Below are 25,924 nucleotides of genomic sequence, written 5' to 3'. Positions count from 1 at the left end.
TGCGACGCAGGTGCGATCAGGTGTGCTGATCAGTACTGATAGCGCAGCACCGCATGCGACAGGGCGCGCACCGCAAATATACCGAGCAGTGCGGTCATCGCCGGGACGATCAGCCACCAGACCCGTACCGACATGGCTGGCAGGGGTTCCTTGCGCTGAATGAATGCGAGGCTGGCGGCGCAAACGCAGAACGCCAGCAGCATCCCGGCCAGCACGTCGGTTGGCCAGTGCACTCCCAGATACACCCTCGACAAGGCAATCGCCAAGGCCGGAATGCCACACAGCAACATCCAGCTCAGACGCAGGCGCACTGGCTGGCCACGCCCGGCCAGCACGGCAAGCGTCATGAACAGCGCAAAGGCTGCGGAGCTGTGCCCGCTGGGCATGCTGTAGGTGGTCAAGGGGTCGACCAGCACGTCCGGACGGGCGCGGGCGAAGAAGGTTTTCAGGAGGCCGTTGGCGACAGCGGTGCCCAGCGTGGCAGCCAGGGCGAAGGTCGCGTGGCGCCACTGCCTCGCAACCGCCAGGACAATGATCAGCAGGGAGGCCGCGAGCAACTGGGCCTTGAAGTCGCCGATGCTGGTGACGAACAGCACGATGTTCTGCGCGGCTTCGCTGCGGTGTTCCTGGATGAGCGTCATCAGGCCGTTGTCGAAATCAGCCAGGTAAGGCCAGCCGATGAACAGCGCGGCGACCAGCGTCAGGCTGAGCACGGAAATCAGCTTGGTTGCGTAGCGTTTCTGGCGCACGCTGCTTTGAATGCTCAGCCCGAACAGCACCGCCAGCCCGGTGCCGACCACTGCCGCCTCTGGCCAGAAGCCCTCTGGCAACGGCAGGCGAATGGCAGCGCCCGCAGCCCAGCCCGGCATCAGGTAGGCAATCGACCAGCCAGCGGCGGCGAGCACGCTGACGGCGATAAAGCGCGGCAGCGGCATGTCGCACATGCCGGCAATCATCGGCAGCATCGGCCGCAAAGGGCCGATGAAGCGCCCCACCAGCAGGCTGGCAATGCCATAGCGATGGAAGTAGCTCTCGGCGCCGGCCATCCATTCCGGGTGGGTGCGCAGGCCCGGCAACTGGCGAATGTTCTGATGAAAGCGCCTGCCGATGAAGTAAGACACCGCGTCCCCCAGCAGCCCGCCCAGAAAGCCCAGTAACAGCACTTCGCTCAACGGCAGAATGCCGCTACCCGCCAGCGCGGCAATCGCAAACATGATCACGGTGCCCGGCACAACGATCCCGACAATCGCGACGCATTCGGTGAATGCGACTAAAAAGATCGCGACAGCCACCCAGGAAGGGTTCGCCGTCAGCCAGCCGGTCATGCCATTGAGCAGGTCGCCCATGGGTCAGTTTCCTTGATCGAGAAATAAGTAGTCGCGGCCTTCGACCTGACCGCGTCTGAGAGGGTTCCGTGTACAGAAGCGGGCGTAGCCGGCGTCCACAAAGCGATACATGAGGTGTTCGTCGCGTCCGCTGGGGATGCCCAGTCGGGTGGTCTGGATAATGCGCTCGGGTGTCTGGCCGACGTCTTCGACCAGCAACCGTTGCGGGTCGAAGCGCTTGGCGTCCCATGCGGGTACTTTCAGGCCAAGCGCCTTGCACAGCAGCGTCTGGCCGGCGCAAAGCCGCTGCGGCGGGCGAATTGCGCCACTGGCATCGGGGTTGTTCAGTTGCATCTGCGCCAACGCATTTTCATCGCTGGTGGCGTCGGTCCACGGAAACGCCGATTTGATCAGCACCGCATTGCCCGGCCCCTCGGCGCTGAAATTCAGCGAATCACCGCCACGCGCGTAATACATATAGATGTGGCCGCCTTCGAGGAACAGCGCCTTGCGCTTCTCCGTGTAGCCTAACGAGGCATGGCTGCCTTTTTCGGCGCAGTAATACGCTTCGGTTTCGATGATGCGGGCGGCCAGCCACAGTTCACCCACTTTGTGGCGGATCACCTTGCCCAGCAGGTCGCGGGCGAGCACTTGGGCATCACGTTGAAAGAAATGGTCTTGAAGGGCCGCAGGCATAGTCAGACGGGTACGTTGAGAAGGTGCCCGATGATAACAAGCGCAACTTTAATTGCAGCTGAATGTGTCTTGATTAACGGCTTTGTTGTTTCTGAACGTGACTGAATCATGACAATCCAGTCAGCGCCATGCGCGATCTGCATGCGCATGACATGCCGCCATGCTGGTCACCGGCCAATAAATCTGCGCACTGATATCGACCATCCGCCTGTCTGCGCTGTCGTTCGTGCCCCACGACAGCTATAATCGGCCGCTTTCCTCTCCGCCAAGACCTCTGAGACCATGACTGAGTCCGTTCTTGACTACATGACCCGCCTGGGTCGCGCCGCCCGCGAAGCTTCGCGAGTGATCGGTCGTGCCAGCACCGCGCAGAAGAACCGCGCCCTGCAGGCCACCGCCGCCGCTCTGGACGAAGCCCGCGACGAGCTGTCTGCCGCCAATGCACTGGACCTGGCCTACGGTCAGGCCAACGGCCTTGAGCCGGCAATGCTGGAACGACTGGCCCTGACCCCCGCACGCATCGACAGCATGATCGTCGGGTTGCGTCAGGTCGCCAGCCTGGCAGACCCCGTAGGTGCGATCCGCGACATGAGTTATCGGCCGTCGGGTATTCAGGTTGGCAAGATGCGTGTGCCGCTGGGCGTTGTAGGCATCATCTACGAATCACGTCCGAATGTGACCATCGATGCAGCCAGCCTGTGCCTGAAGTCCGGTAACGCGACCATTCTGCGCGGTGGCTCCGAAGCCATTCACTCCAATCGCGCGATTGCCGCCTGTATCGCGCGCGGTCTGGCTGAAGCCGGTCTGCCCGCTGCTGTGGTGCAGGTGGTCGAGACCACCGACCGTGCGGCGGTTGGCGCGCTGATCACCATGCCTGAATATGTGGACGTCATCGTTCCGCGTGGCGGCAAGGGCCTGATCGAGCGGGTCAGTCGCGACGCCCGTGTGCCGGTCATCAAGCATCTGGACGGCATCTGCCACGTTTACGTCAGTGCCCATGCCGATCTGCCCAAGGCGCAAAAGATCGCTTTCAACGCCAAGACCTACCGTTACGGTATCTGCGGCGCGATGGAAACCCTGCTGGTCGATCAGACCATCGCAGCCGATTTTCTGCCTGCCATGGCGGCGCAGTTTCGCGAGAAGGGCGTCGAGTTGCGCGGTTGTGAGCGCACCCGCGAGCTGATCGACGTTATGCCGGCCACCGAAGACGACTGGCACACCGAGTACCTGGCGGCGATCCTCTCGATTCGTGTCGTGTCCGGGCTGGACGAAGCCATCGAGCACATCAATCATTACGGCTCGCATCACAGCGATGCCATCGTGTCCGATCACCAGAGCCAGATTCGCCGGTTCATGGCCGAGGTCGATTCCAGTTCGGTCATGGTCAATGCCCCGACGAGCTTCGCTGACGGCTTTGAATACGGATTGGGTGCCGAGATCGGCATTTCTACTGATAAGCTGCACGCCCGTGGTCCTGTCGGGCTGGAAGGGCTGACCTGCGAGAAGTACATCGTGATCGGTGATGGCCAATTGCGCGGGCACGCCTGACTTGAACAACCCCATGACCACGCTGCCCAGACGTATCGGCATGCTTGGGGGCACGTTCGACCCGGTTCATATCGGCCACTTGCGCGGTGCGCTTGAAGTGGCCGAACTGCTGGAACTCGATGAGTTGCGCCTGACGCCCAGCGCCAGGCCTCCGCATCGTGACATGCCGAGTGTTACGGCCCAGGACCGTCTGGCGATGGTCAGGAGCGCGGTTGCAGGCGTGTCGCCCCTGACGGTGGATGACCGTGAGCTGAAACGGGACAAACCGTCGTACACCCTCGACACACTGGAATCGATGCGCGCCGAACTGGCGCCTCGGGACCAGTTGTTTCTGTTGCTGGGTTGGGATGCCTTTTGCGGGCTGCCAACCTGGCACCGGTGGGAAGAACTGCTGGAGCACTGCCATATTGTGGTGCTGCAACGCCCGGACGCAGACAGCGAGTCGCCGGATGCCATGCGCAACCTGCTGGCGGCACGCGCGGTCAGCGACCCAAAGGCCCTGAAGGGGCCGGGCGGACAGATTACATTCGTCTGGCAGACGCCTTTATCGGTGTCTGCCACCCAGATCCGTCAACTGCTGGCCAGCGGTAAGTCGGTACGTTTTCTGGTGCCAGACGCGGTACTGGCCTATATCGATGTGCACGGGCTTTACCGTGCGCCGAACACTGATGGGTCGCCCTGAAACTGCTTTTATCGATAAGCGTTTGGGCGGTCCCACACATACGAGCTGAATGAGTTTTATATGACAAAGCAAAAAATGAGCAGTGAAGAAGTCGTGCAGGTTGCCATCGCAGCCCTGGAAGAGGTCAAGGGTGGCGACATTCTGACCATCGATGTGCGTGAAAAGACCAGCATCGCTGATTACATGCTGATCTGCACCGGTACTTCCAATCGCCAGCTGAACGCATTGGTCGACAACGTTCGTGACAAGGTCAAGGCTGCCGGCCTGAAATCCCTGAGCGAAGAAGGCAAGGGCGACAGTGACTGGGTTCTGCTGGACCTGGGCGATGTGATCGTTCACGTGATGACCGCTGCGGCACGCCAGTTCTATGACCTGGAGCGTCTGTGGAAAGGTGCCGAGCTGAGCCGCGCCGCCAGCGCTGCGCACCACACGCCAGGCAACGAATAAGGCTTTGATGTGCGTTTGCGTCTGATCGCTGTGGGTTCACGCATGCCCAAGTGGGTGGAAGAAGGTTGGCACGAGTACGCCAAGCGGATGCCTTCCGAGCTTGCGCTTGAACTGGTGGAAATCCCGCTCAATACCCGTGGCAAGAACGCCGATGTCGCGCGCTTTATCCGTCAGGAAGGCGAAGCGATGCTGGCCAAAGTGCAGCCGGGTGAGCGGATTGTCACGCTGGAAGTGCAGGGCAAACCGTGGAGCACTGAGCAGTTGGCGGTCGAACTCGATCGCTGGCGCCTTGATGCGCGCACGGTCAACCTGATGGTAGGCGGTCCCGAAGGGTTGGCACCGGAGGTCTGTGCCCGCAGTGAGCAGCGCTGGTCGCTGTCACCGCTGACCTTGCCGCACCCGCTGGTACGCATTCTGATCGGCGAGCAGATGTATCGCGCCTGGACAGTTCTGTCCGGGCACCCTTATCACAAGTAGCATCGTCCTTTACTGTGAACACGGCCTAAATGTCTCAACCGATCCGCCTAAAAGACCACGAAAAAGACGCACGTCTGGTGCGCGGCAGGGTCGTGTTCGGTGCTGTGGCGGTCGTGTTGCTGGTGTGCGTACTGATTGCCCGTCTGTATTACCTGCAGGTCATCCAGTACGACTATCACTCCACGCTGTCGGAAAACAATCGTGTTCACGTTCAGCCCATTCCGCCCAGCCGTGGCCTGATCTACGACCGCAACGGCGTTGTGGTGGCGGATAACCGGCCCAGTTTCAGCCTCAGCATGACCCGCGAGCGTTCCGGCGAATGGTCCAGCGTGCTCGACACCATCGTCGAGATCCTGCAGCTCACCCCTGACGACCGGATCATTTTCGAAAAACGCATGAAGCAGGGGCGTCGGCCTTTCGAGCCGGTGCCGATCCTGTTCGAGTTGAGCGAAGAGCAAATCGCCCTGATCGCCGTCAACCAGTTCCGCCTGCCGGGCGTCGAAGTGGTGGCGCAACTGGTACGCCACTACCCGCAAGGGCCGCATTTTGCGCACTCGGTGGGCTACATGGGGCGGATCAACGAAAAAGAGCTCAAGAGCCTCGACCCGATCAATTACAGCGGTACGCACCATATCGGCAAGACCGGTATCGAACGCTTCTACGAAGCCGAACTGCATGGTCAGGTCGGCTACGAAGAGGTCGAAACCAACGCTCGTGGCCGCGTGCTGCGCGTGCTTAAACGCACTGACCCGATCCCCGGCAAGGACATCGTCCTGAGCCTGGACATCAATCTTCAGGAAGCCGCCGAAGCGGCGCTGGGCGGGCGTCGTGGTGCGGTGGTTGCGCTGGACCCTTCTACCGGTGAAGTGCTGGCGATGGTCAGTGCGCCCAGCTTTGATCCGAACCTGTTCGTGACCGGTATCAGCTTCAAGGCCTACGCAGAGCTGCGCGATTCCATCGACCGGCCACTGTTCAACCGCATTCTGCGCGGCCTTTACCCACCCGGTTCGACCATCAAGCCTGCCGTGGCGATTGCAGGGCTGGACTCCGGCGCTGTGACGCCTGGCTCGAGGGTCTTCGATCCTGGGTATTACCAACTGCCCAATTACGATCACAAGTACCGCAACTGGAACCGCACCGGCGACGGCTGGGTGGACCTGGATACGGCGATCATGCGTTCAAATGACACGTACTTCTACGATCTGGCACACAAAGTGGGCATTGATCGACTTGCCGCCTACATGAACAAGTTTGGTATCGGGCAGAAGGTGTCGCTGGACATGTTCGAAGAGTCTCCCGGCCTGATGCCGTCCCGTGAATGGAAGCGCGCCACGCGCCGTCAGGCCTGGTTCCCGGGCGAAACCCTGATTCTCGGGATCGGTCAGGGCTACATGCAGGCAACCCCGTTGCAACTGGCCCAGGCGACCGCGCTGGTGGCCAACAAGGGTGTCTGGAACCGTCCGCATCTGGCCAGGACCATCGAGGGCAAAGCGCCGGTGGACGAAAACCCGATGCCGAACATCGTGCTGCGTGATCCGGCCAACTGGGGACGGGTCAACCACGGCATGCAGGAAGTGATGCACGGCGCCCGCGGCACGGCGCGCAAGGCTGCCATCGGTGCGCAATACCGGATTGCCGGCAAGAGCGGTACGGCGCAGGTCGTTGCGATCAAGCAAGGCGAGAAATACGACCGCACCAAGGTGCAGGAACGTCACCGTGACCACGCTTTGTTCGTCGGTTTTGCGCCGGCCGACAACCCGAAAATCGTTGTGGCAGTCATGGTCGAGAACGGCGAGTCCGGCTCCGGCGTGGCTGCACCTGTAGTTCGTCAGGTCCTGGACGCCTGGCTGCTCGACGAAAACGGCCATCTCAAGCCTGAGTACGCCGGTTCCCTGAATCTGGAGGCTGCGGCCCGTGAAGAGTAATTTCGACCGCATCCTGTCCAGCGAAGACGTGATGCGTCGCCGCGCCACGTTTCTGCAGCGCATTCATATCGATGGCCCGTTGCTGATCCTGCTGCTGACCCTGGCGGCGGGCAGCCTGTTTGTCCTGTATTCGGCCAGCGGCAAGAACTGGGACCTGCTGATCAAGCAGGCCAGTTCGTTCGGCATCGGTCTGGTGGCGATGGTGGTGATTGCCCAGCTGGAGCCCCGTTTCATGGCGCGCTGGGTGCCGGTGCTTTATGTGATTGGCGTGCTGTTGCTGGTGGTTGTGGATGTGATGGGCCATAACGCAATGGGTGCGACCCGCTGGATCAATATTCCCGGCGTGATTCGCTTCCAGCCTTCGGAGTTTCTCAAGATCATCATGCCGGCGACCATCGCCTGGTACCTGTCCAAGCGCACGTTGCCGCCGCACCTCAAGCATGTCGGGGTCAGTCTGGCGCTGATCGGTGTGCCGTTCATTCTGATCGTGCGCCAGCCCGACCTCGGCACATCGTTGCTGATTCTGGCGTCCGGGGCCTTTGTGCTGTTCATGGCAGGCCTGCGCTGGCGCTGGATTCTCAGTGTGCTGGCGGCTGCCGTGCCTGCGGCGGTGGCCATGTGGTTCTTCTTCATGCACGACTACCAGAAACAGCGCGTACTGACGTTTCTCGACCCGGAAAGCGATCCGCTGGGCACCGGCTGGAACATCATCCAGTCCAAGGCAGCCATTGGTTCGGGCGGCGTATTTGGCAAGGGCTGGTTGCTGGGCACCCAGTCGCACCTCGACTTTCTGCCGGAAAGCCACACCGACTTCATCATTGCGGTGCTGGGCGAGGAGTTCGGACTGGTGGGCATCTGTGCGCTGCTGATCATCTATATGTTGCTGATCGGTCGCGGGCTGGTGATCACTGCGCAAGCACAGACACTGTTCGGCAAATTGCTGGCCGGCGCGTTGACCATGACGTTTTTTGTTTACGTTTTCGTCAACATCGGTATGGTCAGTGGCCTGCTGCCAGTGGTGGGCGTACCACTGCCCTTCATTAGCTACGGCGGAACTTCGCTCGTGACCCTACTGTCAGCGTTTGGGGTTTTGATGTCGATCCATACACACCGTAAATGGATCGCTCAAGTTTGATTAAGGTGAACTATTCAATGCAAGCAATGCGTAACTGGGCTCGATATGCTCCGGTGGTCGGCCTGGTGGGCATCCTTGGGTCGGTGCAAGAGGCACTGGCCGGTGATTACGAAGGTTCGCCCCAGGTGGCCGAGTTCGTCGGTGAACTGACCCGCGACTACGGTTTTGCCGGCGAGCAGTTGATGGGCCTGTTTCGTGAGGTCGAGCGCAAGCAGGCCATTCTGGATGCCATTTCGCGCCCGGCTGAACGGGTCAAGCAGTGGAAAGAGTATCGGCCGATGTTCATCACTGACACGCGCATAGCCCGCGGTGTCGATTTCTGGCGTCAGCACGAGGCCGCATTGGCCCGCGCCGAGCAGGAATATGGCGTACCGGCGCAGATCATCGTTTCGATCATCGGCGTCGAAACCTTTTTCGGCCGCAACACCGGTAATTACCGGGTGATCGACGCCTTGTCGACGCTCGGTTTCGATTACCCGCCGCGCGCCCCGTTCTTCCGCAAGGAACTGCGTGAGTTCCTGCTGCTGGCCCGCGAGCAACAGGTCGATCCGCTGACCCTGAAAGGCTCGTATGCCGGCGCAATGGGCCTGCCGCAATTCATGCCGAGCAGCTTCCGCGCTTATGCAGTGGACTTTGACGGCGACGGTCACATCAACATCTGGACCGACCCGGACGACGCCATCGGCAGCGTGGCCAGCTATTTCAAGCGTCATGGCTGGGTGGCCGGCCAGCAGGTCGTCAGCCGCGCAACGGCGCGTGGCGACCGGGTTGATGAAGGCTTGAGCCCTGCACTTGATCCGGTAATGTCGGTCGGGGAGTTGCGACAGCTGGGTTGGGCAAGTCATGATGCGCTGCGCGACGACATGCCGGTGACGGCATTCCGTCTTGAAGGCGACAATGGTCCCGAATACTGGCTGGGTCTGAACAATTTTTATGCAATCACCCGTTATAACCGCAGTGTGATGTACGCCATGGCCGTGTATCAGCTGTCTGAATCGTTGGTTCAAGCTCGAGGCGTCAAGTAATGCGGGCATCGCCGATTCTTCAATCATTCAAGCTTCTGGCGTTGACTGGCCTGGCAGTGCTGGTCGCCAGTTGCTCGTCGCCGTCACGCACAACGTCGTCGCAGTCGCCAAAAGGCGGTGCAGTTGTACGCACCATGCCGGGCCTGGACATCAACCGTGCTCACAAGGACGGCGCGCCGTGGTGGGACGTGGATGTTTCGCGCATCCCCGATGCCACGCCGACCCTGCACACCGGGGCCTACAAGGCCAACCCGTACACCGTGCTGGGCAAGACCTATTTCCCCATGAGCGATTCCAGGCGCTACGTCGCTTCGGGCACCGCCTCCTGGTATGGCACCAAGTTTCATGGCCAGAACACCGCCAATGGCGAGGTTTACGACCTGTACGGCATGAGTGCCGCGCACAAGACCCTGCCGCTGCCCAGCTACGTCAAAGTGACCAACCTGGACAACAACCGCACGGTGATTCTGCGGGTCAACGACCGTGGGCCGTTTTATTCGGACCGCATCATCGACCTGTCCTACGCCGCCGCCAAAAAGCTCGGTTACGCCGAAAGCGGCACTGCGCGGGTCAAGGTCGAAGGTATCGACCCGCAGGAATGGTGGGCGCAACGTGGCCGTCCGGCACCGCTGATGCTCAATCAGCCACAAGTGATGGCCCAGGCAACACCGCCAGCGCTGTCCACTTCCACCGGCACCGTCGAACAATACACACCGCCACCCCAGCAGCACGCTGCACCTGTCGTGCCGTTGCAGGTTGACGCAAAAAAAAACGCTTCAGGACAAGCCGCTGGGCTGTTTCTCCAGGTGGGAGCCTTCGCCAACCCGGACGCTGCGGAGCTCCTGAGGTCGAAACTGAGCGGGATGGTTCGAGCGCCGGTGTTCGTCAGCTCGATCGCTCGCAATCAGCAAACGCTCTATCGGGTCCGGATGGGACCGATCGACACGCCGGGTGAAGCCCAGCAGCTGCAAAACAGCGTCAGGTCGGCCAATCTGGGCCAGCCGAGCGTAGTGACATCGGATCAGTAAGTTTTTCGACAGTCGCCTTCCGGCAGCAGTGGAGGGCGAGATGCAGTCGCAGGCGGCGCAGCTTTGCCAGCAGGGCAAGCGTTGCAGGTAACTGCCCACAAGGTCGTGTGTCGAACCGGCGACTTTGTCAGCCAGGGTTACAGCCTGGCGCCACGAGCCGTACCGAGGCGCTTTCGCCTCGCCGGTCTGTTCAGTTTTGCCCGCAAGGGCATGTTTGCCCATTAGGATTCTCGAGAGACGGATGAACATCACCACCTTTGCAAAACGTTTGTGCCTGCTTGTTCCACTGATTATCACCCCGGCTGCCTGGGCTGCGGAGCAGATGACGCCTGCCGCACCGCAACTGGCCGCCAAGTCCTACGTGCTGATGGACGCTACCAGCGGCAACGTTCTGGTCGAGAACAACGGTGATCAGCGTCTGGCGCCTGCCAGCCTGACCAAGCTGATGACTGCCTACATCGCGACCCTGGAAATCCGTCGTGGCCAGATCGGTGAAAACGATCCGGTGACCATCAGTGAAAACGCCTGGCGCACTGGCGGTTCGCGGATGTTCATCAAGGTCGGTAGCCAGGTCACGGTCAGCGATCTGCTGCACGGCATTATCATCCAGTCGGGTAACGACGCCAGCGTCGCGATCTCTGAACACATCGCCGGCAGCGAAGATGCATTTGCCGACATGATGAACAAGACCGCCGGCGACCTGGGCATGACCAACAGCCATTTCATGAACCCGACCGGTCTGCCGAACCCGGAGCACTATTCGTCGGCGCACGACATGGCGATTCTGGCCCGAGCCATCATCCACGAAGACCCGGCTCACTATGCGATCTACTCGCAGAAAGAGTTCTTCTGGAACGGCATCAAACAGCCTAACCGCAACCTGCTGCTGTGGCGTGACAAGACCGTTGACGGTCTGAAAACCGGTCACACCGACGAAGCCGGCTACTGCATGGTGTCTTCGGCCGTCCGTGACGGCATGCGCCTGATTGCCGTGGTGTTCGGCACCAACAGCGAACAGGCTCGTGCGGCTGAAACCCAGAAGCTGCTGACCTATGGTTTCCGTTTCTTCGAAACCCAAAACTTCTATCAGAAAGGCACCGAGCTGGCTCAGGCAACTGTCTGGAAAGGCACCGAGCGTCAGGTCAAGGCCGGTCTGGCTGAAGATCTGAGCATGACCATGCCCAAAGGCGACATGAAAAAGCTGTCCGCCAGCATGACCATGAACCCGCAACTGGTTGCGCCAATCGCCAAGGGCGACGTGATCGGCAAGGTCGAGGTCAAGAAGGACGATCAGGTGGTTCACACCGCCAATCTGATTGCCCTTGATGCAGTCGAGGAAGGTGGCATTTTCCGCCGCGTGTGGGATAGCATCCGCCTGTTCTTCTACGGCTTGTTCAACTGATTCAGTAACCAATGCCGACCTTCTCGCGGCCTGCTCATGATCTGAGCGGGTCGCGTGTCCGTCGTCACGGCTTGTGAGACCTTTACTGCCATGACTGATACCGACATCAAGTCGCACAAAATCGAATTTCCCTGCGTTGACTACCCGATCAAAGTGATCGGTGACACCAGCGCCGGTTTTACGGCCGCCGTAATGGAGGTGCTTGAAAAGCACGCCCAGGTCGATGCCAAAACGCTCGCCGAGCGTCAGAGCAGCAACGGCAAGTACACCACTGTCCAGTTGCACATCATCGCGACCAGCGAAGACCAGTTGCGCGATATCAATAGTGCCCTTCGCGCTACTGGTTTTGTGCACATGGTGCTCTGATGGCCAATGCTCTGGGCTTTCGTGATCTGGGTCTGATCGATTACGAAACCGCCTGGCACGCCATGCAGCGCTTCACCGATGGGCGTGGCCGCGAGGCTGGCGATGAAGTCTGGCTGGTCCAGCACCCGCCGGTCTTCACTCAGGGGCAGTCCGGCAAGGCCGAGCATTTGCTGCTGCCGGGCAATATTCCTGTCGTACAGGTCGATCGTGGCGGCCAAGTGACTTATCATGGCCCGGGCCAGCTGGTCGCTTATTTGATGCTGGATGTCAGGCGCCTTGGCTTTGGTGTGCGCGATCTGGTCACCCGGATCGAGAACACGCTCATTGCCTTGCTGGCCGATTATGGCGTCACGGCTGCGGCCAAGGCCGATGCGCCGGGTGTATATGTCGATGGCGCGAAAATCGCCTCGCTCGGTCTGCGCATTCGCAATGGCTGTTCGTTCCATGGCCTGGCGTTGAACGTCGACATGGACCTGGAGCCGTTCCGCCGCATCAACCCTTGCGGCTATGCCGGGCTGGCCATGACCCAACTGAGCGATCAGGCAGGGCAGATAGAATTTTCCGAGGTAAGTGTCCGACTGCGTGCGCAGCTCGTCAAACACCTCGACTACGCTGAGCAGGCGACCCTTACGGGCGGAATAAACCAATATGACTGACACCGTGCAAACCCTGATCCCGACGCTTGACGTTTCCGAGCGTGTGGCCCGTCCGAAAGTCGAAGCCGGCGTCAAGCTGCGCGGAGCGGAAAAGGTTGCGCGCATCCCGGTCAAGATCATCCCGACTGTAGACCTGCCGAAGAAGCCTGACTGGATTCGCGTGCGCATCCCGGTTTCTCCGGAGGTCGACCGTATCAAGCAACTGCTGCGCAAGCACAAGCTGCACAGCGTCTGCGAAGAGGCATCCTGCCCCAACCTGGGCGAATGTTTCTCCGGCGGCACCGCGACGTTCATGATCATGGGCGACATCTGCACCCGTCGCTGCCCGTTCTGCGACGTGGGCCACGGCCGTCCGAAGGCGCTCGACGCCGACGAACCGAAGAGCCTTGCCATCGCGATTGCCGATTTGCGCTTGAAATACGTGGTGATCACCTCGGTAGACCGTGATGACCTGCGTGACGGCGGCGCTCAGCACTTTGCCGACTGCATCCGCGAGATCCGCCTGCTGTCGCCGGGCATTCAGCTCGAAACACTGGTGCCCGATTACCGTGGGCGCATGGACGTAGCGCTGGAAATCACTGCAGCCGAGCCGCCGGATGTGTTCAACCACAACCTGGAAACCGTGCCGCGTCTGTACAAGGCCGCGCGTCCTGGCTCGGATTACCAGTGGTCGCTGACCCTGCTGCAACGCTTCAAGCAGATGGTCCCGCACGTACCGACCAAATCCGGCCTGATGCTGGGTCTGGGCGAGACTGACGAAGAAGTCATCGAAGTCATGAAGCGCATGCGCGAGCACGACATCGACATGCTGACCCTGGGTCAGTACCTGCAGCCATCGCGCAATCACCTGGCGGTGCAGCGTTTCGTCCATCCGGACACCTTCGCCTGGTTCGCCGAGGAAGGTTACAAGATGGGCTTCAAGAACGTCGCTTCAGGCCCGCTGGTGCGCTCGTCGTACCACGCCGACGAGCAAGCCAAGATCGCCAAAGCGATGCTCTGACAGCGAGCCGCAAAACAATAAGGGCCAGGTTGCGATCCCTGGCCCTTTTTTGCGGTTGATTATCGTGCCGACGCTCCGCGTTGGCATGCAGTTCGTGACGCTCCGCGTCACACACTTCGCCGCATCTTTGGTCGAGATTGGACGCAGAGCGTCCGGAAATGCATTCCCACGCCGGAGCGTGAGGAACGATAGGCGTCCGTAAGAACACTATCGTGCCGACGCTCCGCGTTGGCATGCCGTTCTGGACGCTCTGCGTCCTCCCGATTACTGCCCCACAGGCTTGCGAAGGGCTTCCAGCAACTCATGCGTCGGATAGCCATCGGCCGGCCAGCCGAAGGATTGCTGTGCGCTGCGGATTGCTTTGCGCGTATTGGCGCCGATAATGCCGTCTGGCGCGCCTGCGTCGTATTGGCGGGCCGAGAGCAGGCTTTGCAACTCGATACGCTCAGAGCGGCTCAGCGGCGTGTCTGCGCGTGGCCAGGCACCGACCACGTACCCTGCGCCCTTGAAACGGTCGGAAAGCAGGCTGATCGCCAAGGCATAGGAGGTGGAGTTGTTGTACTTGAGAATCGCACGGAAGTTATCCAGCACCAGAAAGGCCGGGCCGCGATAACCCGCGGGCAACAACAAGACCGCCTGCTGCTGGCTGGCCGCGACCGGAATCGCCGAGCCGTCGGGTTGCTTGAGGCCCAGTTGCTGCCATTCAGCAAGACTCTTGCGGGTTGTCGAATCGGCCAGCGAGTAGTCAAACCCGGAGCCTAGCACCACCTCAAAGCCCCACGGCTGACCACGCTGCCAGCCGGAGCTTTGCAGGTAGTGCGCAGTGGAGGCGAGGGCGTCGGCCGGGGTGTTCCAGATGTCGCGGCGGCCATCGCCGTCAAAATCGACGGCGTGGGTGTTGTAAGTAGTCGGGATGAACTGGGTCTGGCCCATTGCCCCGGCCCACGAGCCGAGCATTTTGTCCGGGGTGATGTCGCCATGCTGGATGATCTCCAGCGCGGCCAGCAACTGGCTCTGCGCGAAACCTGGACGACGGCCTTCGTAGGCTAGCGTCGCCAGTGAGCGAATCACCGATTGCGAACCCTGAAAGCTTCCGAAATTACTCTCCATGCCCCACACCGCGACCAATGCCTGACGGTCCACGCCGTACTGCTGCTCGATCTTCTGCAGATCATCAGCGTACTGCGACAGCAACGCCTGACCCTTGCGCACGCGTACAGCGGAAATGGCACCGTCCAGGTATTCCCAGACCGGGCGGCTGAACTCGGGCTGGCTGCGGTCGGCTTTGACCACGCTCATGTCGGGCGTGACACCGGCAAACGCCAGGTCGAATACGTCCGCCCGAATGCCTGCCTTGAGCGCCTGAGCACGAAAACCGGCTTGCCATTCGCTGAAGCTGACGGCGGGTTGAATGGTGAGCGTGTCATCGACGACCAGTGCTGGCGTGGGGGCCACGGCCGGAGCGTTTGTTTGCGCTTTACTGGTTTGAAGGGGCGTGGCATCGGCAGCAGTGGGTTTTTCTGCGCAAGCTACCAGGGCGATAAGGCTGGAGGCAGCGATGAGTTGGCGCAGCTGCGGGCGATGGGTAAAACGAGAAGGCATGCTTGAGTCCAAGGGTATTACCGTTAGGTGCAGACCATAACACGGCTAAGCGGTGGAAAGCGCCCCGCAGGTGTTGCTCGATATCAGGCTGCCATAAAGCAGGAAGCCTCCCAGCTTTTAGACTGGAAGGCTTCGCGGCGGTAGCTGCCTTTGCCCTTGGAAGGTTGTTCCTGACGACTGCGGAACAACGGCTGGGCGATGATCGATTTGGCCTTGTTCGGCCGTTTTGGCTTGCTCATGGCGGGTGCTCCTGATGGGTGTTGTAAAGCGCTGCAAATCATCGGGCAGATTGGCGGTTATGTCTAATAGTTGTGTGCTATGGCGAAGGAGCGGGGCCTTGGCTGAGTGAACACCTGTAGGAACGACCGGGGCGGCGCTCCCGCGAATTTGCGTTTACCCTCAGCTCAATGCACGAACAGCGCAACGATGGAAAACACCAAGACCACGAAACCGGTGGCGCTGGTCCATCCTGCTTGCCAGTTATCTTTGAGCCAAGAGCCTTTCCTGGGGTATTTCCCCCACGTGACGATGCGCACGATCGGCCAGCCTATGGGGTAGCAAATGTAACGAAGCGGTATTTCAAAAAACAGCTGAAAGAATATGTCCGACATGCACTCACTCCGCTGGCAGCGCCAGCCTCTGTCCCGCCATCAGTAGCGCCAGTCGGCTCAGGCTGCTCCAAGGCGAGCCTGCCGCCTGGCCCTTGATTTGCGCGTCGATGCGCTGCGCGTCCATCAGCAACTGGCTCCAGCGTTTTGCCGAGTGGCGTTGCAGGGCTTTGCTCATCAGCGGTTTGCGCTTGTCCCAGACCGGTGGGCGGGCCGAGCTGAACACCTTGTCGAGCGGCACACCCTGGCTGAACTGTTGGGACATGTTGGCCAGCGCACGCAGTTCGCGAGTCAACGCCCAGAGAATCACCGGCGTCTCGACCCCCTCGCCGCGCAGGCCCTCAAGCATGCGCAGGGCATGTGCCGCCTCGCCGTTGAGCACTGCGTCGGTCAGGCCGAATACATCGAAACGCGCACTGTCGGCCACCGCAGCCTGTACGGTCTGAACAGTGATCTGGCCTTCTTCGGCCATTAGCTTGAGCTTTTCGATTTCCTGCGCAGCGGCCAGCAGGTTACCTTCAACCCGCGCTGCGATCAGTTCGACAGCATCCTGTGTGGCCGAAAGCCCCGCCTGCGACAAACGTTGGCGAATCCATTGTGGCAACTGGCCGATGTCCACCGGCCAGATCTGCACGAACTGGGTGTGCGCACCTTCAACCAGTGCCTTGCCCCATTTGGTCTTCTGCGCACTGCCATCCAGTTTGGGCAGGCTGATCAGCAGCAGGGTGTCTTCGGCAGGTCTGGCGCAGTATTCCATGAGCGCGGCTGCACCTTTGTCACCGGGCTTGCCCGAAGGCAGGCGCAGTTCCAGAAGACGGCGTTCGGCGAACAGCGACATGCTGGCACCGGCCTGGAGCAACGTGCCCCAGTCGAAGCTGGCGTCTGCGCTGAACACCTGACGTTCATCGAAGCCCTGCTGGCGTGCAGCGGCGCGGACGGCATCGGCAGCCTCCTGACAAAGCAGCGGGTCGTCGCCACTGATCACATAGACAGGCGCGAGCGTACCTTGCAGGTGTTTAGCCAGTTGGGCGGGGGCGAGTTTCATGGGCTGGAGAATGTCGGGGCCATATGACTGGCCCCGCACACTTACCTGGCCGGTACTTCGACAGGCGACTGCTGAGGCGTCTCGTCGCGGATCCGCTGAGCGGCTTCCAGTGCGTCGGCTTCGGCTTTGGCAACTGCGTCGGCCTTGGCCTGCAGTTCGTCCAGACGGGACGGCGTCAGTTGTTGCAGGCGTGCCATCAGTTTCTGGATAAGGTCGTTGCGCATTTCCTGACGGACCTGCGAGGCTTCCTGATCGGAGCCGGTCAGGTTGTTGCCGTCATGTACGTAGGAGCGGTCTGCGCTGACCTTGTTGTCCAGCAGGAGGCGGTCCCGGTCACCGTGAATTTCATACGTCAGCGTGTTGGTCAGCTGGTATTCCGCCGAGCGGCCCGAACCGGAGAAGCTGATGGTGCGCTGGGTTTCGTTCTCACTGGTCAGAATCAGCTTGTAGGGCGCGCCGGTGTAGACCTTGACGCCGGAGCTGGTCAACAGGCGAGTCAGCTGAGTGACGGTTTCGCCGTAAGCGTTGCGTGCGCTGACATCCAGCTCCTTGATCGCCAACTCGGTCGTGCCGGTGCCACGCAGCTGGAAGCCACAGGCACTCAACAGAACAGCCAGGCCCATCACCAGCAAATTGCGTTTGATCATCTTGATGCTCCCGTTGAATCCGTTTGGGCCGCCACTGCGAGCCCTGAAAATATGTTCGGCGCCCGGCAGCTGCCAGGCGCCTGATCCAGTTAGCTTGCGACGATGTTGACCAGCTTGCCAGGCACGACGATCACCTTGCGAATGGTCAGGCCATCAGTGAAGCGCAAGACGTTCTCGTTGATGCGTGCCGCCGCTTCGACTTCTTCGCGGCTGGCACTGGCGGGCATTTCGATGTGGCCGCGCAGCTTGCCGTTGACCTGAATCACCAGTTGCAGGCTGTCCTGCACCAGCGCATGGGCATCAAACACAGGCCAGCCAGCGTCGATGACCGGCTCATTGTGGCCCAATTGCGTCCACAGTTCGTGGCTGATGTGCGGCGTGATCGGTGCCAGCAGCAGGGTGACTGTTTCCAGGCCTTCCTGCAGCAGTGCGCGATCCTGTGGCGTGGCCTGAGGGGCTTTTTCCAGCACGTTCATCAGCGTCATCACTTGCGCGACAGCGGTGTTGAATTTCTGATTCTGGCCAATATCCTGGCTCGCCTGCTTGATGGCCTGATGGATCGAACGGCGCACGGCCTTCTGCTCATCGGTCAGGGCGGCGATGTCCAGGCTGCCCGATGCACCCTGACCAACGTGCGCCTGAGCCAGACGCCATACACGGCGCAGGAAGCGATGCGAGCCTTCGACACCCGAGTCCGACCATTCCAGGCTCATGTCAGGCGGCGAGGCGAACATCATGAACAAACGGCAGGTATCCGCGCCGTACTGATCGATCATGGTCTGTGGGTCGATGCCGTTTTTCTTCGACTTCGACATCTTCTCGGTGCCGCCGATTTCTACCGGCAAGCCATCGCTGGTCAACGTGGCGCTGATCACCTTGGCCTTGGCGTCTCTTTCGAGGGTCACGTCGGCCGGGTTGATCCAGGTTTTCTTGCCGCTGGTTTCCATGCGGAAGTAGGTTTCGGCGTTGACCATGCCCTGGGTCAGCAGGTTCTTGAACGGCTCGTTCGACGTCACCAGGCCTTCGTCACGCATCAGCTTGTGGAAGAAGCGCGCGTAAAGCAGGTGCAAAATGGCGTGTTCGATGCCGCCGATGTACTGGTCGACCGGCAGCCAGTGGTTGGCTGCGTTTGGCTCGACCAGGCCACCTTCGTAATGCGGAGAGGCGTAGCGCGCGTAGTACCAGGAGGACTCGACGAAGGTGTCCATGGTGTCGGTTTCACGCTTGGCCGGTGCACCGCATTTCGGGCAGCTGCACTCGTAGAATTGCGGCATGCGCGCCAGCGGCGAGCCAGCACCGTCGGGCACCACGTCTTCCGGCAGGATAACCGGTAACTGGTCTTCAGGGACCGGCACGTCGCCGCAGGTGTCGCAATGCACGATCGGGATCGGGCAGCCCCAATAACGCTGACGGCTGATGCCCCAGTCGCGCAGGCGGAACTGAGTGCGCGACTGACCCAGCGCTTTTTTCACCAGAGCGGCTTCGATGGCATCGAACGCGTCCTGAAAATGCAGGCCGGTGAACTCGCCGGAATTGATCAGCGGGCCTTGTTCGTTGTACTCGGCTTGCCACGGCGCAGGCGTTTCGTCGCCAGCGCTGGTGCGTACTACGGGTTTGATCGGCAAGTCGTATTTGCTGGCAAATTCGAAATCGCGCTCATCGTGCGCCGGGACTGCCATGACAGCGCCATCGCCGTAATGCATCAATACATAGTTGGCGACCCACACCGGCAGTTTTTCGCCGGTCAGCGGGTGCTCGACGAACAACGAGGTCGGCTGGCCTTTCTTTTCCTGGGTGGCAACGTCTGCTTCGGCGACGCTGCCGCCCTTGCACTCATCGATAAAGGCTTGCAGCGCTGGGTTGCCTTGCGCTGCAAGGGTCGCCAGCGGGTGTTCAGCGGCGACGGCAACGTAGGTTGCCCCCATCAGGGTGTCAGGGCGTGTGGTGAAGACTTTCAATGCGCCCGCTTCGCCGATCGACGCCTGGTCGTACGGGAACTGCACTTCCATGCCGCGCGATCTGCCGATCCAGTTGCGCTGCATGGTCTTGACCTGTTCAGGCCAGCCCGGCAGTTCGTCGAGGCTTTCCAGCAGCTCGTCGGCGTAGGCGGTGATCTTGAAGTAGTACATCGGGATTTCGCGCTTTTCGATAAGCGCGCCGGAACGCCAGCCGCGACCGTCGATGACCTGCTCGTTGGCCAGTACGGTCTGGTCGATCGGGTCCCAGTTCACGGTGCCGTTCTTGCGGTAGATCACGCCTTTCTCGAACAGGCGAGTGAACAGCCATTGTTCCCAGCGATAGTAATCAGGCTTGCAGGTGGTGACTTCGCGAGACCAGTCCACCGCCAGACCCAGGCTCTTTAGCTGGTTCTTCATGTAGGCGATGTTTTCGTAGGTCCACTTGGCCGGCGCGACGTTGTTGTCGATCGCGGCGTTTTCAGCCGGCATGCCGAACGCGTCCCAGCCCAGTGGCTGCAGGACGTTCTTGCCGAGCATGCGCTGGTAGCGGGAAATCACGTCACCGATGGTGTAGTTGCGCACATGGCCCATGTGCAGCTTGCCGCTGGGGTAAGGAAACATCGACAGGCAATAGAAGGTTTCCTTGCCTGGCTGTTCACTGACTTCAAAAGACTTTTGCTCATCCCAGAACGTTTGGGCGGCGGCTTCGATTTCGCGGGGCTGATAGAGTTCGTGCATGGCTACTTTTTACTAAAGATTAGTGACCCTTGACCTCTTCATTGCTTCGCCGAGTCAGGTCGGCACCGCTGGGCTGACAATTGTAACTGTCTGTGCGGTGCGTTCGGGCTCAAGAGCGCGGAAGTGGAATTACAGGAAGCGCCGTAGCATACATGAGGGTCATCTATCGAGGGAAACCCTGATTGCTCCGTGCAGCGGTCAAAGCCCGGCTGACCGCTCTATCTGGCCGTTGGTCGCAGTTTTATGCCGGTTCCGGCAGCGCCGCTAAGCTCAAGCGCGAGGATAACGTTTATCTTCGATGAGGTGAGCAGATGACAGAGTTGCAGCACGCAGTAAGCACATCTGAGCTGTATGAGCGTTTGATCGATCGTCTCGGGCTTGCGCTTGAAATGGCAAGTACCTCGGTACGCTTGCGAAACGAATCGCCCGCCGAACTTGAACTCAAGGGGTTGAGCAGCGCCGAGTTCGAGTTGATAGAAGCCTGTCTGGAGAAAGGCGTCGGTACGTCAGGCGGGGCTGTCATGGATATTTCCAGGGGCAGCCATACGGATTCGTCTGAACACGCCAGCCCGGTCAAGTCGTCCAGAATGTCAGCCACGATCATCTGGCTGAAGGACAAGCGACGAGCCAGGGCATCGGCACGGCTGGGCCGTAGCGGTTAGGTATCCGCCTTCAAACATTGTTGCCTGGCTTCAAACATTCTAGGCTTCGGGCATCTCTGGAGATGCCCCGATGCCTTTGCGCTACCTGTTGAAAACCCTCTTGTTGCCACCCGGCGTTCTGTTTTTGCTGCTGATCCTCGGCTGGTGGCTGCGTCGCTCGCGTCCGCGTCTGGCAACAGCCTGTTTTGCTGCGGGTCTGGGCGGTTTATGGTTGATGAGCGTGCCGGTTGTGGTGGAGTTCGCCGCGCGCAAGATGGAGCAGATCCGGCCCTTGCCGCAACAACAATGGGCGACGCTGGCACAGCAGGCGGATGCGATTGTGGTGCTCGGCAACGGACGTGAGCGCAACTCGCCCACCTGGGGTGCCGATACGCCGACGGGGCTGGGCCTTGAGCGGTTGCGCCTGGCAGCCCGATTGGCGAAAGAGTCCGGGCTGCCGATACTGACCGCGGGCGGTTTGCACTTCGACCAGCCACCCAGCGAAGCGTCGATAATGGCGCAAGCGCTGCAGCAGGACTTCGGCGTGACAGTGCGTTGGCAGGAAGGTCTGAGCCGTACCACGTGGGAAAACGCGACAATGACCGCCGCAGTTCTGCAACCTCAGGGTATCAAGCGCGTGGTACTGGTCACGCAGGCCTGGCATATGTCAAGGGCGCGATGGAGTTTCGAGCAGGCGGGTTTTACCGTGGTGAGTGCGCCGGTCGGCTTTCTTGGGGTGGACAATGCCCGGCCCTTTGGCGGCTGGTTGCCCGAGAGTCGTGTGTTCACGCAGAGCGGGGTGTTGCTTAACGAAGCGGCGGGTTTACTGGTTTACCCGTGGATTTACCGAGGCGGTCACTGAGAGGAAGCCGATTCCAGCTGAAAACAGCTGGAACCGGCTTTGTGCAATCGGTCAGACAGTCTTGGAGATCCGGGCCGCCAGCAACGCCCAGCCAAATAACAGCAGGCAGACAATCGCCAGTGGCCACGAGCGCCAGTGCAGATACGGCGTGAGTTCGTGCATCGGCACCACCTCGCCGTACAGCACGCCACGCTCGAACTGCGGAATCTGCACGGTGATCCTGCCGAACGGGTCGATCAGCGCAGTAACACCATTGTTGGTCGCGCGGATCATCCAGCGTCCCGCTTCAAGGGCGCGCATCTGGGCCATCTGCAAATGTTGCAGAGGACCGATCGAGGTGCCGAACCAGGTGTCATTGCTGACCGTCAACAGCAGATCGCTCTGCGCCGACAGGCCTGCGGCGAACTCCGGATAAACCACTTCATAGCAGATGAACGGCGCGATGTGATAACCCTTGGCCTGCAATAGAGCCTGATCGTTCGGGCCGCGTGCGAAGTCGGACATCGGCAGGTCGAAGAAGGAGATCAGCCCGCGCAACAGGTCCTGCAACGGCACGTATTCACCGAACGGAACGAGCTTCTGCTTGAAATAAGTGCCGTCGCCCTGGCCGGTGACGGTGATGCCGTTGTAATAGCTGTATTCGCCACGCCCGGTCGGCTCACGCACCGGCACGCCCGTGATCAGCGCCGCGCCACGGTCCGCAGCAAACTTGCCCATCATCGACAGGTAGCCTTCTGCGCTTTCCTTGAGGACCGGCACAGCCGTTTCCGGCCAGACAATCAGGTCGGCCTGCTGTGAGCGAAAGGTCATGTCCCGATACAGCGCCAGTTGATCGTTGAGCTTTTGCGGGTCCCATTTCATGCTTTGTTCGATGTTGCCCTGCATGGCCGCCACTTTCAGCGGCGGGCCGGAAGGCGAGGTCCAGGCGTGATCCTTGAGCGCCAGACCTGCGACCCACGGTGCCAGCAACAGCAGCACGCCCATGGCCAGAAACGATTTGCGTGCCCGCAAGCGGTGCAGGTTGCACAACAGTGCAGCGGTCAGGCCCAGCGCAAATGAAATCAGCCAGACGCCGCCAACCGGCGCGAGGCCGGCAAGCGGGGCGTCGAGCTGGCTGTAACCGGAATAGAGCCACGGAAAGCCGGTAAGAAACCAGCCGCGAAACGCCTCTTGCCACAGCCACAGGGCGGCAAACGCCAGCGAATCTGCCAGTGGCGCTTCGTTGCGTCTCAGCCAGCGCGCCCAGACCCAGGCGGGCAGGGCAAAGAACAGCGCGATGGCTGCGATGAACAGCAGCATCAGCAAACCTGCCAGCAGCGCGGAAGCACCGCCGTAGGTGTGGATGCTGACGTAGATCCAACTGGTGCCTGCGCCGTACAGACCGAAGCCGTAACACCAGCCGCGAGCCAGTGCCTGACGCGGACTCAACTCGCGCAGCCCCAGATAGAACATCGCCACCGATACCAGCACCAACGGCCAGAAGTCGAAAGGCGCCAGGGCCAGGGTCGTGAGCCCGCCAGCCGCCAGGGCCAGCAGGTTACCGGGCCAGCCGGGGCGGGTTATCCAGCGCATGTAGATTCCTTAACGCAACATCAGGTGTGTGCAGTCGGTGATTACGGGCGAGAAATCGGGCTCACGCGCAGCAAATGGATGCGGCGGCTGTCAGCGCTCAGAATGCGGAAGCGATAGGCACCGATTTCGGTGATCTCGTTACGCTTGGGCAAATGACCGAAGGCATTCATCACCAGGCCGCCCACTGTGTCGAACTCGTCATCCGAAAACACGCTGTCGAAGAATTCGTTGAAATTCTCGATCGGGGTCAGCGCCTTGACCAGGAAGTCGCCGCTGGGCAGCGGTTTGATGTAGCTGTCTTCCTCGACGTCATGCTCATCCTCGATGTCGCCGACGATCTGTTCAAGCACGTCTTCGATGGTCACCAGGCCCGCCACGCCGCCGTATTCGTCAATGACGATGGCCATGTGGTTATGGTTGGCGCGGAATTCACGCAGCAGCACGTTGAGGCGCTTGGACTCGGGGACGAAGGTCGCCGGGCGCAGCAGCTTCTTGACGTCGTCGCTGTCGCCGTCAGCCTTGAGGATCAGTGGCAGCAGGTCCTTGGCCAGCAGCACGCCGAGCACGTCATCGTGGCTCTCGCCGATCACCGGGTAGCGCGAGTGCGCTGCATCGATGACCGCGGGCAGGAACTCGCGAGGGGTCTGGGTCGCCTTGATGCTGATCATCTGCGAACGCGGCACCATGATGTCGCGCACTTGCAGGTCAGCCACCTGAATGGCGCCCTCGACGATGGCCAGCGCTTCGCTGTCCAGCAGTTTGTTCTGGTGGGCTTCGCGCAGCAGCTCAAGCAGCTCCTGGCGGTTTTTCGGCTCATGGACAAAGGCCTGGGTCAGTTTACCCAACCATGACTTTTGCCCGTTGCTCGATCGGTCTTCGCTCATAGCCCTTACTCGTGGTCCTTGCTGGGTGTGTCTGAATGGGGGTGGTCGGCACTTTCGTCGTCGGCGTAAGGATCGGGGTAGCCCAACTCCTCAAGCAACGTTCGTTCCAGTGCTTCCATTTCTTCGGCTTCTTCATCATCGATGTGGTCGTAACCCAACAGATGAAGGCAGCCATGAATGACCATGTGTGCCCAGTGCGCGTCGATGGACTTGCCTTGTTCAGCGGCTTCGCGGTTGACCACCGGGACGCAGATGACCAGGTCGCCCAGCAACGGGATGTCCAGCATGTCGTCTGGAACATCCGCCGGGAATGAAAGCACGTTTGTAGCGTAATTTTTATGTCGCCAGGTGTGATTGAGCTCACGGCCTTCGGTTTCGTCAACCAGCCGGATGGTCAGCTCGGAATCGGCACTGCGCTGGCGCAGGCCCATTTCACACCAGAGGCGAAATCGGGCTTCATCGGGGGCGGGCGTTTCACTCGCAATCTGCAGGTCCAGCTCAAGCATTGCGATTCTTGTCCCGTGAATAACCGTTGTTGCCCGACGGGCCGTCGCTGAGCTGGTCATCGAAGCGCTCGTAGGCCTCGACAATGCGCTGCACCAGCGGATGGCGAACCACATCCTTGGGTTTGAAATGCGTGAAGCTGATACCTGGCACGTCCTTGAGCACATCGATGACATGCGTCAGCCCCGACCGCGTGCCCTTGGGCAGGTCGACCTGGGTGATGTCGCCGGTGATCACGGCCGTGGAGCCAAAGCCGATACGGGTCAGGAACATCTTCATCTGCTCGACGGTAGTGTTCTGACTTTCGTCGAGAATGATGAAGCTGTTATTAAGGGTGCGTCCGCGCATGTACGCCAGCGGTGCCACTTCAATGACCTGTTTCTCGATCAGTTTGGCGACGTATTCGAAGCCGAGCATCTCGTACAGTGCGTCGTACAGCGGGCGCAGGTACGGGTCGATCTTCTGCGCCAGATCGCCAGGCAGGAAGCCGAGCTTCTCGCCCGCCTCAACGGCCGGGCGCACCAGCAGGATGCGGCGAATCTGCTCGCGCTCCAGTGCATCGACCGCGCAGGCAACCGCCAGGTACGTCTTGCCAGTCCCCGCAGGGCCAATACCGAAGTTGATATCGTTGCTGAGGACTTCCTTGACGTAACGCTGCTGATTCAGGCCGCGCGGGCGAATCATGCCCTTTTTGGTGCGCAGCGAGACGCCGACTTCGGCGGCAGGGTGGTTGTCCAGGCCGTCGACGCCTGATTCCTGAAGAAACAGGTGGACCATGTCCGGCGTCAGCTCGGTACCCTTGGTTTCCCGGTACAGGCGGCGCAGAAGGTTCTCGGCGGATCGGGTTTGAGTGGTTTCGCCGATGAGTTCGAATTGATTGCCGCGATTGCGGATCTCGATGTCCAGGCGTTGTTCGATCAGGCGCAAGTGCTCGTCGAGTTGCCCGCACAAGTTGGCGAAACGATGGGCCTCGAATGGCTCGAGGGTGAAGCGATGAGGTTCTATGGGTGCGTTCAAGGTCGTTTAATGGCCGTCCGGCGGCAATTGAGATGTATTGAAGAATACCCCCTGGCAGTGGTGGTGCGAAAGCTTTGCCGTGTTAAAGGCTGTGCCAAGGGTTCACCGTGCTCAATGGTAGGGACCGCGCAGAA

26 protein-coding genes are annotated in these 25,924 nt (G+C 60.6%); 14 read left to right on the top strand and 12 right to left on the bottom strand.

Going from position 1 to position 25,924, the window contains the following annotated elements:
• Positions 1 to 29: 29 nt before the first annotated feature.
• Both PSPTO_RS24980 and PSPTO_RS24975 read right to left on the bottom strand, forming a co-directional pair.
• Positions 30 to 1,346, bottom strand: coding sequence for a bifunctional DedA family/phosphatase PAP2 family protein (locus PSPTO_RS24980; protein ID WP_007244669.1), 1,317 nt, complete (start codon positions 1,344 to 1,346; stop codon positions 30 to 32).
• A 3-nt stretch (positions 1,347 to 1,349) separates the two neighbouring features.
• The gene (locus PSPTO_RS24975) at positions 1,350 to 2,021 is read right to left on the bottom strand and encodes a DNA-3-methyladenine glycosylase (RefSeq protein WP_005763225.1); all 672 of its coding nucleotides are present in this window, start codon (positions 2,019 to 2,021) and stop codon (positions 1,350 to 1,352) included.
• A gap of 282 nt (positions 2,022 to 2,303) precedes the next feature.
• Between PSPTO_RS24975 and PSPTO_RS24970 the strand changes: the two genes are divergently transcribed.
• From PSPTO_RS24970 to lipA, 12 genes are all read left to right on the top strand, one after another.
• On the top strand, positions 2,304 to 3,569 hold the full coding sequence (locus PSPTO_RS24970) for a glutamate-5-semialdehyde dehydrogenase (RefSeq protein ID WP_011105195.1): 1,266 nt from the start codon (positions 2,304 to 2,306) through the stop codon (positions 3,567 to 3,569).
• A 22-nt stretch (positions 3,570 to 3,591) separates the two neighbouring features.
• Complete coding sequence (gene nadD, locus PSPTO_RS24965) at positions 3,592 to 4,251, top strand: nicotinate-nucleotide adenylyltransferase (RefSeq protein ID WP_161458274.1); 660 nt, start codon at positions 3,592 to 3,594, stop codon at positions 4,249 to 4,251.
• A 60-nt stretch (positions 4,252 to 4,311) separates the two neighbouring features.
• Positions 4,312 to 4,698, top strand: a complete 387-nt coding sequence (gene rsfS, locus PSPTO_RS24960; RefSeq protein ID WP_005763231.1) for a ribosome silencing factor — start codon at positions 4,312 to 4,314, stop codon at positions 4,696 to 4,698.
• 9 nt (positions 4,699 to 4,707) lie between these two features.
• A complete protein-coding gene (gene rlmH, locus PSPTO_RS24955; protein WP_003313894.1) occupies positions 4,708 to 5,175 on the top strand; it encodes a 23S rRNA (pseudouridine(1915)-N(3))-methyltransferase RlmH in 468 nt (155 codons plus the stop codon).
• 29 nt (positions 5,176 to 5,204) lie between these two features.
• Positions 5,205 to 7,100 carry a penicillin-binding protein 2 gene (mrdA, locus tag PSPTO_RS24950; protein WP_011105194.1) on the top strand — a complete coding sequence of 632 codons (1,896 nt, stop codon included), beginning with the start codon at positions 5,205 to 5,207 and terminating at the stop codon, positions 7,098 to 7,100.
• A gap of 31 nt (positions 7,101 to 7,131) precedes the next feature.
• Entirely contained in the window at positions 7,132 to 8,235 is a 1,104-nt protein-coding gene (gene rodA, locus PSPTO_RS24945) for a rod shape-determining protein RodA (protein ID WP_007244673.1), read from the top strand.
• A gap of 17 nt (positions 8,236 to 8,252) precedes the next feature.
• Positions 8,253 to 9,260, top strand: a complete 1,008-nt coding sequence (gene mltB, locus PSPTO_RS24940) for a lytic murein transglycosylase B (RefSeq protein WP_005736753.1) — start codon at positions 8,253 to 8,255, stop codon at positions 9,258 to 9,260.
• Positions 9,260 to 10,288, top strand: coding sequence for a septal ring lytic transglycosylase RlpA family protein (locus PSPTO_RS24935; protein ID WP_007244675.1), 1,029 nt, complete (start codon positions 9,260 to 9,262; stop codon positions 10,286 to 10,288). The genes mltB and PSPTO_RS24935 overlap by 1 nt, the downstream gene beginning before the upstream one ends.
• Before the next feature lie 241 nt (positions 10,289 to 10,529).
• Positions 10,530 to 11,690: a D-alanyl-D-alanine carboxypeptidase family protein gene (locus PSPTO_RS24925; RefSeq protein ID WP_003376558.1), complete on the top strand. Its 1,161-nt coding sequence runs from the start codon at positions 10,530 to 10,532 to the stop codon at positions 11,688 to 11,690.
• Positions 11,691 to 11,780: 90 nt separating this feature from the next.
• Positions 11,781 to 12,056, top strand: coding sequence for a DUF493 domain-containing protein (locus PSPTO_RS24920; RefSeq protein WP_005763243.1), 276 nt, complete (start codon positions 11,781 to 11,783; stop codon positions 12,054 to 12,056).
• Positions 12,056 to 12,712, top strand: coding sequence for a lipoyl(octanoyl) transferase LipB (gene lipB / locus PSPTO_RS24915; RefSeq protein ID WP_007244676.1), 657 nt, complete (start codon positions 12,056 to 12,058; stop codon positions 12,710 to 12,712). Before PSPTO_RS24920 ends, lipB begins: the two co-directional genes overlap by 1 nt.
• Entirely contained in the window at positions 12,705 to 13,712 is a 1,008-nt protein-coding gene (gene lipA / locus PSPTO_RS24910) for a lipoyl synthase (RefSeq protein ID WP_005763246.1), read from the top strand. The genes lipB and lipA overlap by 8 nt, the downstream gene beginning before the upstream one ends.
• 264 nt (positions 13,713 to 13,976) lie before the next feature.
• On the opposite strand, the gene PSPTO_RS24905 is transcribed toward lipA, so the two are convergent.
• The 6 genes from PSPTO_RS24905 to leuS form a co-directional block, all read right to left on the bottom strand.
• On the bottom strand, positions 13,977 to 15,314 hold the full coding sequence (locus tag PSPTO_RS24905; protein WP_005763248.1) for a lytic murein transglycosylase: 1,338 nt from the start codon (positions 15,312 to 15,314) through the stop codon (positions 13,977 to 13,979).
• An 83-nt stretch (positions 15,315 to 15,397) separates the two neighbouring features.
• On the bottom strand, positions 15,398 to 15,553 hold the full coding sequence (gene arfA / locus PSPTO_RS24900; protein WP_003376569.1) for an alternative ribosome rescue factor ArfA: 156 nt from the start codon (positions 15,551 to 15,553) through the stop codon (positions 15,398 to 15,400).
• A 165-nt stretch (positions 15,554 to 15,718) separates the two neighbouring features.
• Positions 15,719 to 15,925: a hypothetical protein gene (locus PSPTO_RS24895; RefSeq protein WP_011105192.1), complete on the bottom strand. Its 207-nt coding sequence runs from the start codon at positions 15,923 to 15,925 to the stop codon at positions 15,719 to 15,721.
• Between the two features lie 4 nt (positions 15,926 to 15,929).
• The gene (holA, locus tag PSPTO_RS24890) at positions 15,930 to 16,967 is read right to left on the bottom strand and encodes a DNA polymerase III subunit delta (protein ID WP_011105191.1); all 1,038 of its coding nucleotides are present in this window, start codon (positions 16,965 to 16,967) and stop codon (positions 15,930 to 15,932) included.
• Between the two features lie 41 nt (positions 16,968 to 17,008).
• The gene (lptE, locus tag PSPTO_RS24885) at positions 17,009 to 17,614 is read right to left on the bottom strand and encodes an LPS assembly lipoprotein LptE (RefSeq protein WP_005763254.1); all 606 of its coding nucleotides are present in this window, start codon (positions 17,612 to 17,614) and stop codon (positions 17,009 to 17,011) included.
• A gap of 89 nt (positions 17,615 to 17,703) precedes the next feature.
• A complete protein-coding gene (gene leuS / locus PSPTO_RS24880; RefSeq protein WP_011105190.1) occupies positions 17,704 to 20,310 on the bottom strand; it encodes a leucine--tRNA ligase in 2,607 nt (868 codons plus the stop codon).
• Between the two features lie 311 nt (positions 20,311 to 20,621).
• Between leuS and PSPTO_RS24875 the strand changes: the two genes are divergently transcribed.
• Both PSPTO_RS24875 and PSPTO_RS24870 read left to right on the top strand, forming a co-directional pair.
• Positions 20,622 to 20,972, top strand: a complete 351-nt coding sequence (locus PSPTO_RS24875) for a hypothetical protein (protein ID WP_011105188.1) — start codon at positions 20,622 to 20,624, stop codon at positions 20,970 to 20,972.
• A 70-nt stretch (positions 20,973 to 21,042) separates the two neighbouring features.
• A complete protein-coding gene (locus PSPTO_RS24870) occupies positions 21,043 to 21,813 on the top strand; it encodes a YdcF family protein (protein WP_011105187.1) in 771 nt (256 codons plus the stop codon).
• A gap of 51 nt (positions 21,814 to 21,864) precedes the next feature.
• Here PSPTO_RS24870 and lnt read toward each other — a convergent pair whose 3' ends face one another.
• From lnt to PSPTO_RS24850, 4 genes are read right to left on the bottom strand one after another with little or no spacing between them, the layout of a single operon-like run.
• Positions 21,865 to 23,385 (bottom strand): apolipoprotein N-acyltransferase, encoded by a 1,521-nt coding sequence (lnt, locus tag PSPTO_RS24865; RefSeq protein ID WP_011105186.1) that lies wholly within the window; start codon positions 23,383 to 23,385, stop codon positions 21,865 to 21,867.
• A gap of 41 nt (positions 23,386 to 23,426) precedes the next feature.
• Positions 23,427 to 24,269, bottom strand: a complete 843-nt coding sequence (locus PSPTO_RS24860; RefSeq protein ID WP_007243836.1) for an HlyC/CorC family transporter — start codon at positions 24,267 to 24,269, stop codon at positions 23,427 to 23,429.
• 5 nt (positions 24,270 to 24,274) lie between these two features.
• Positions 24,275 to 24,775 carry an rRNA maturation RNase YbeY gene (gene ybeY / locus PSPTO_RS24855; RefSeq protein ID WP_011105185.1) on the bottom strand — a complete coding sequence of 167 codons (501 nt, stop codon included), beginning with the start codon at positions 24,773 to 24,775 and terminating at the stop codon, positions 24,275 to 24,277.
• Entirely contained in the window at positions 24,768 to 25,790 is a 1,023-nt protein-coding gene (locus PSPTO_RS24850; RefSeq protein ID WP_005763270.1) for a PhoH family protein, read from the bottom strand. Before PSPTO_RS24850 ends, ybeY begins: the two co-directional genes overlap by 8 nt.
• Positions 25,791 to 25,924: the final 134 nt, after the last annotated feature.

Origin of the sequence: Pseudomonas syringae pv. tomato str. DC3000, from assembly GCF_000007805.1 — a bacterium.
In the GTDB taxonomy this organism is placed as follows: domain Bacteria; phylum Pseudomonadota; class Gammaproteobacteria; order Pseudomonadales; family Pseudomonadaceae; genus Aquipseudomonas; species Aquipseudomonas avellanae.
This window is presented reverse-complemented; position numbering and strand designations above follow the sequence as displayed.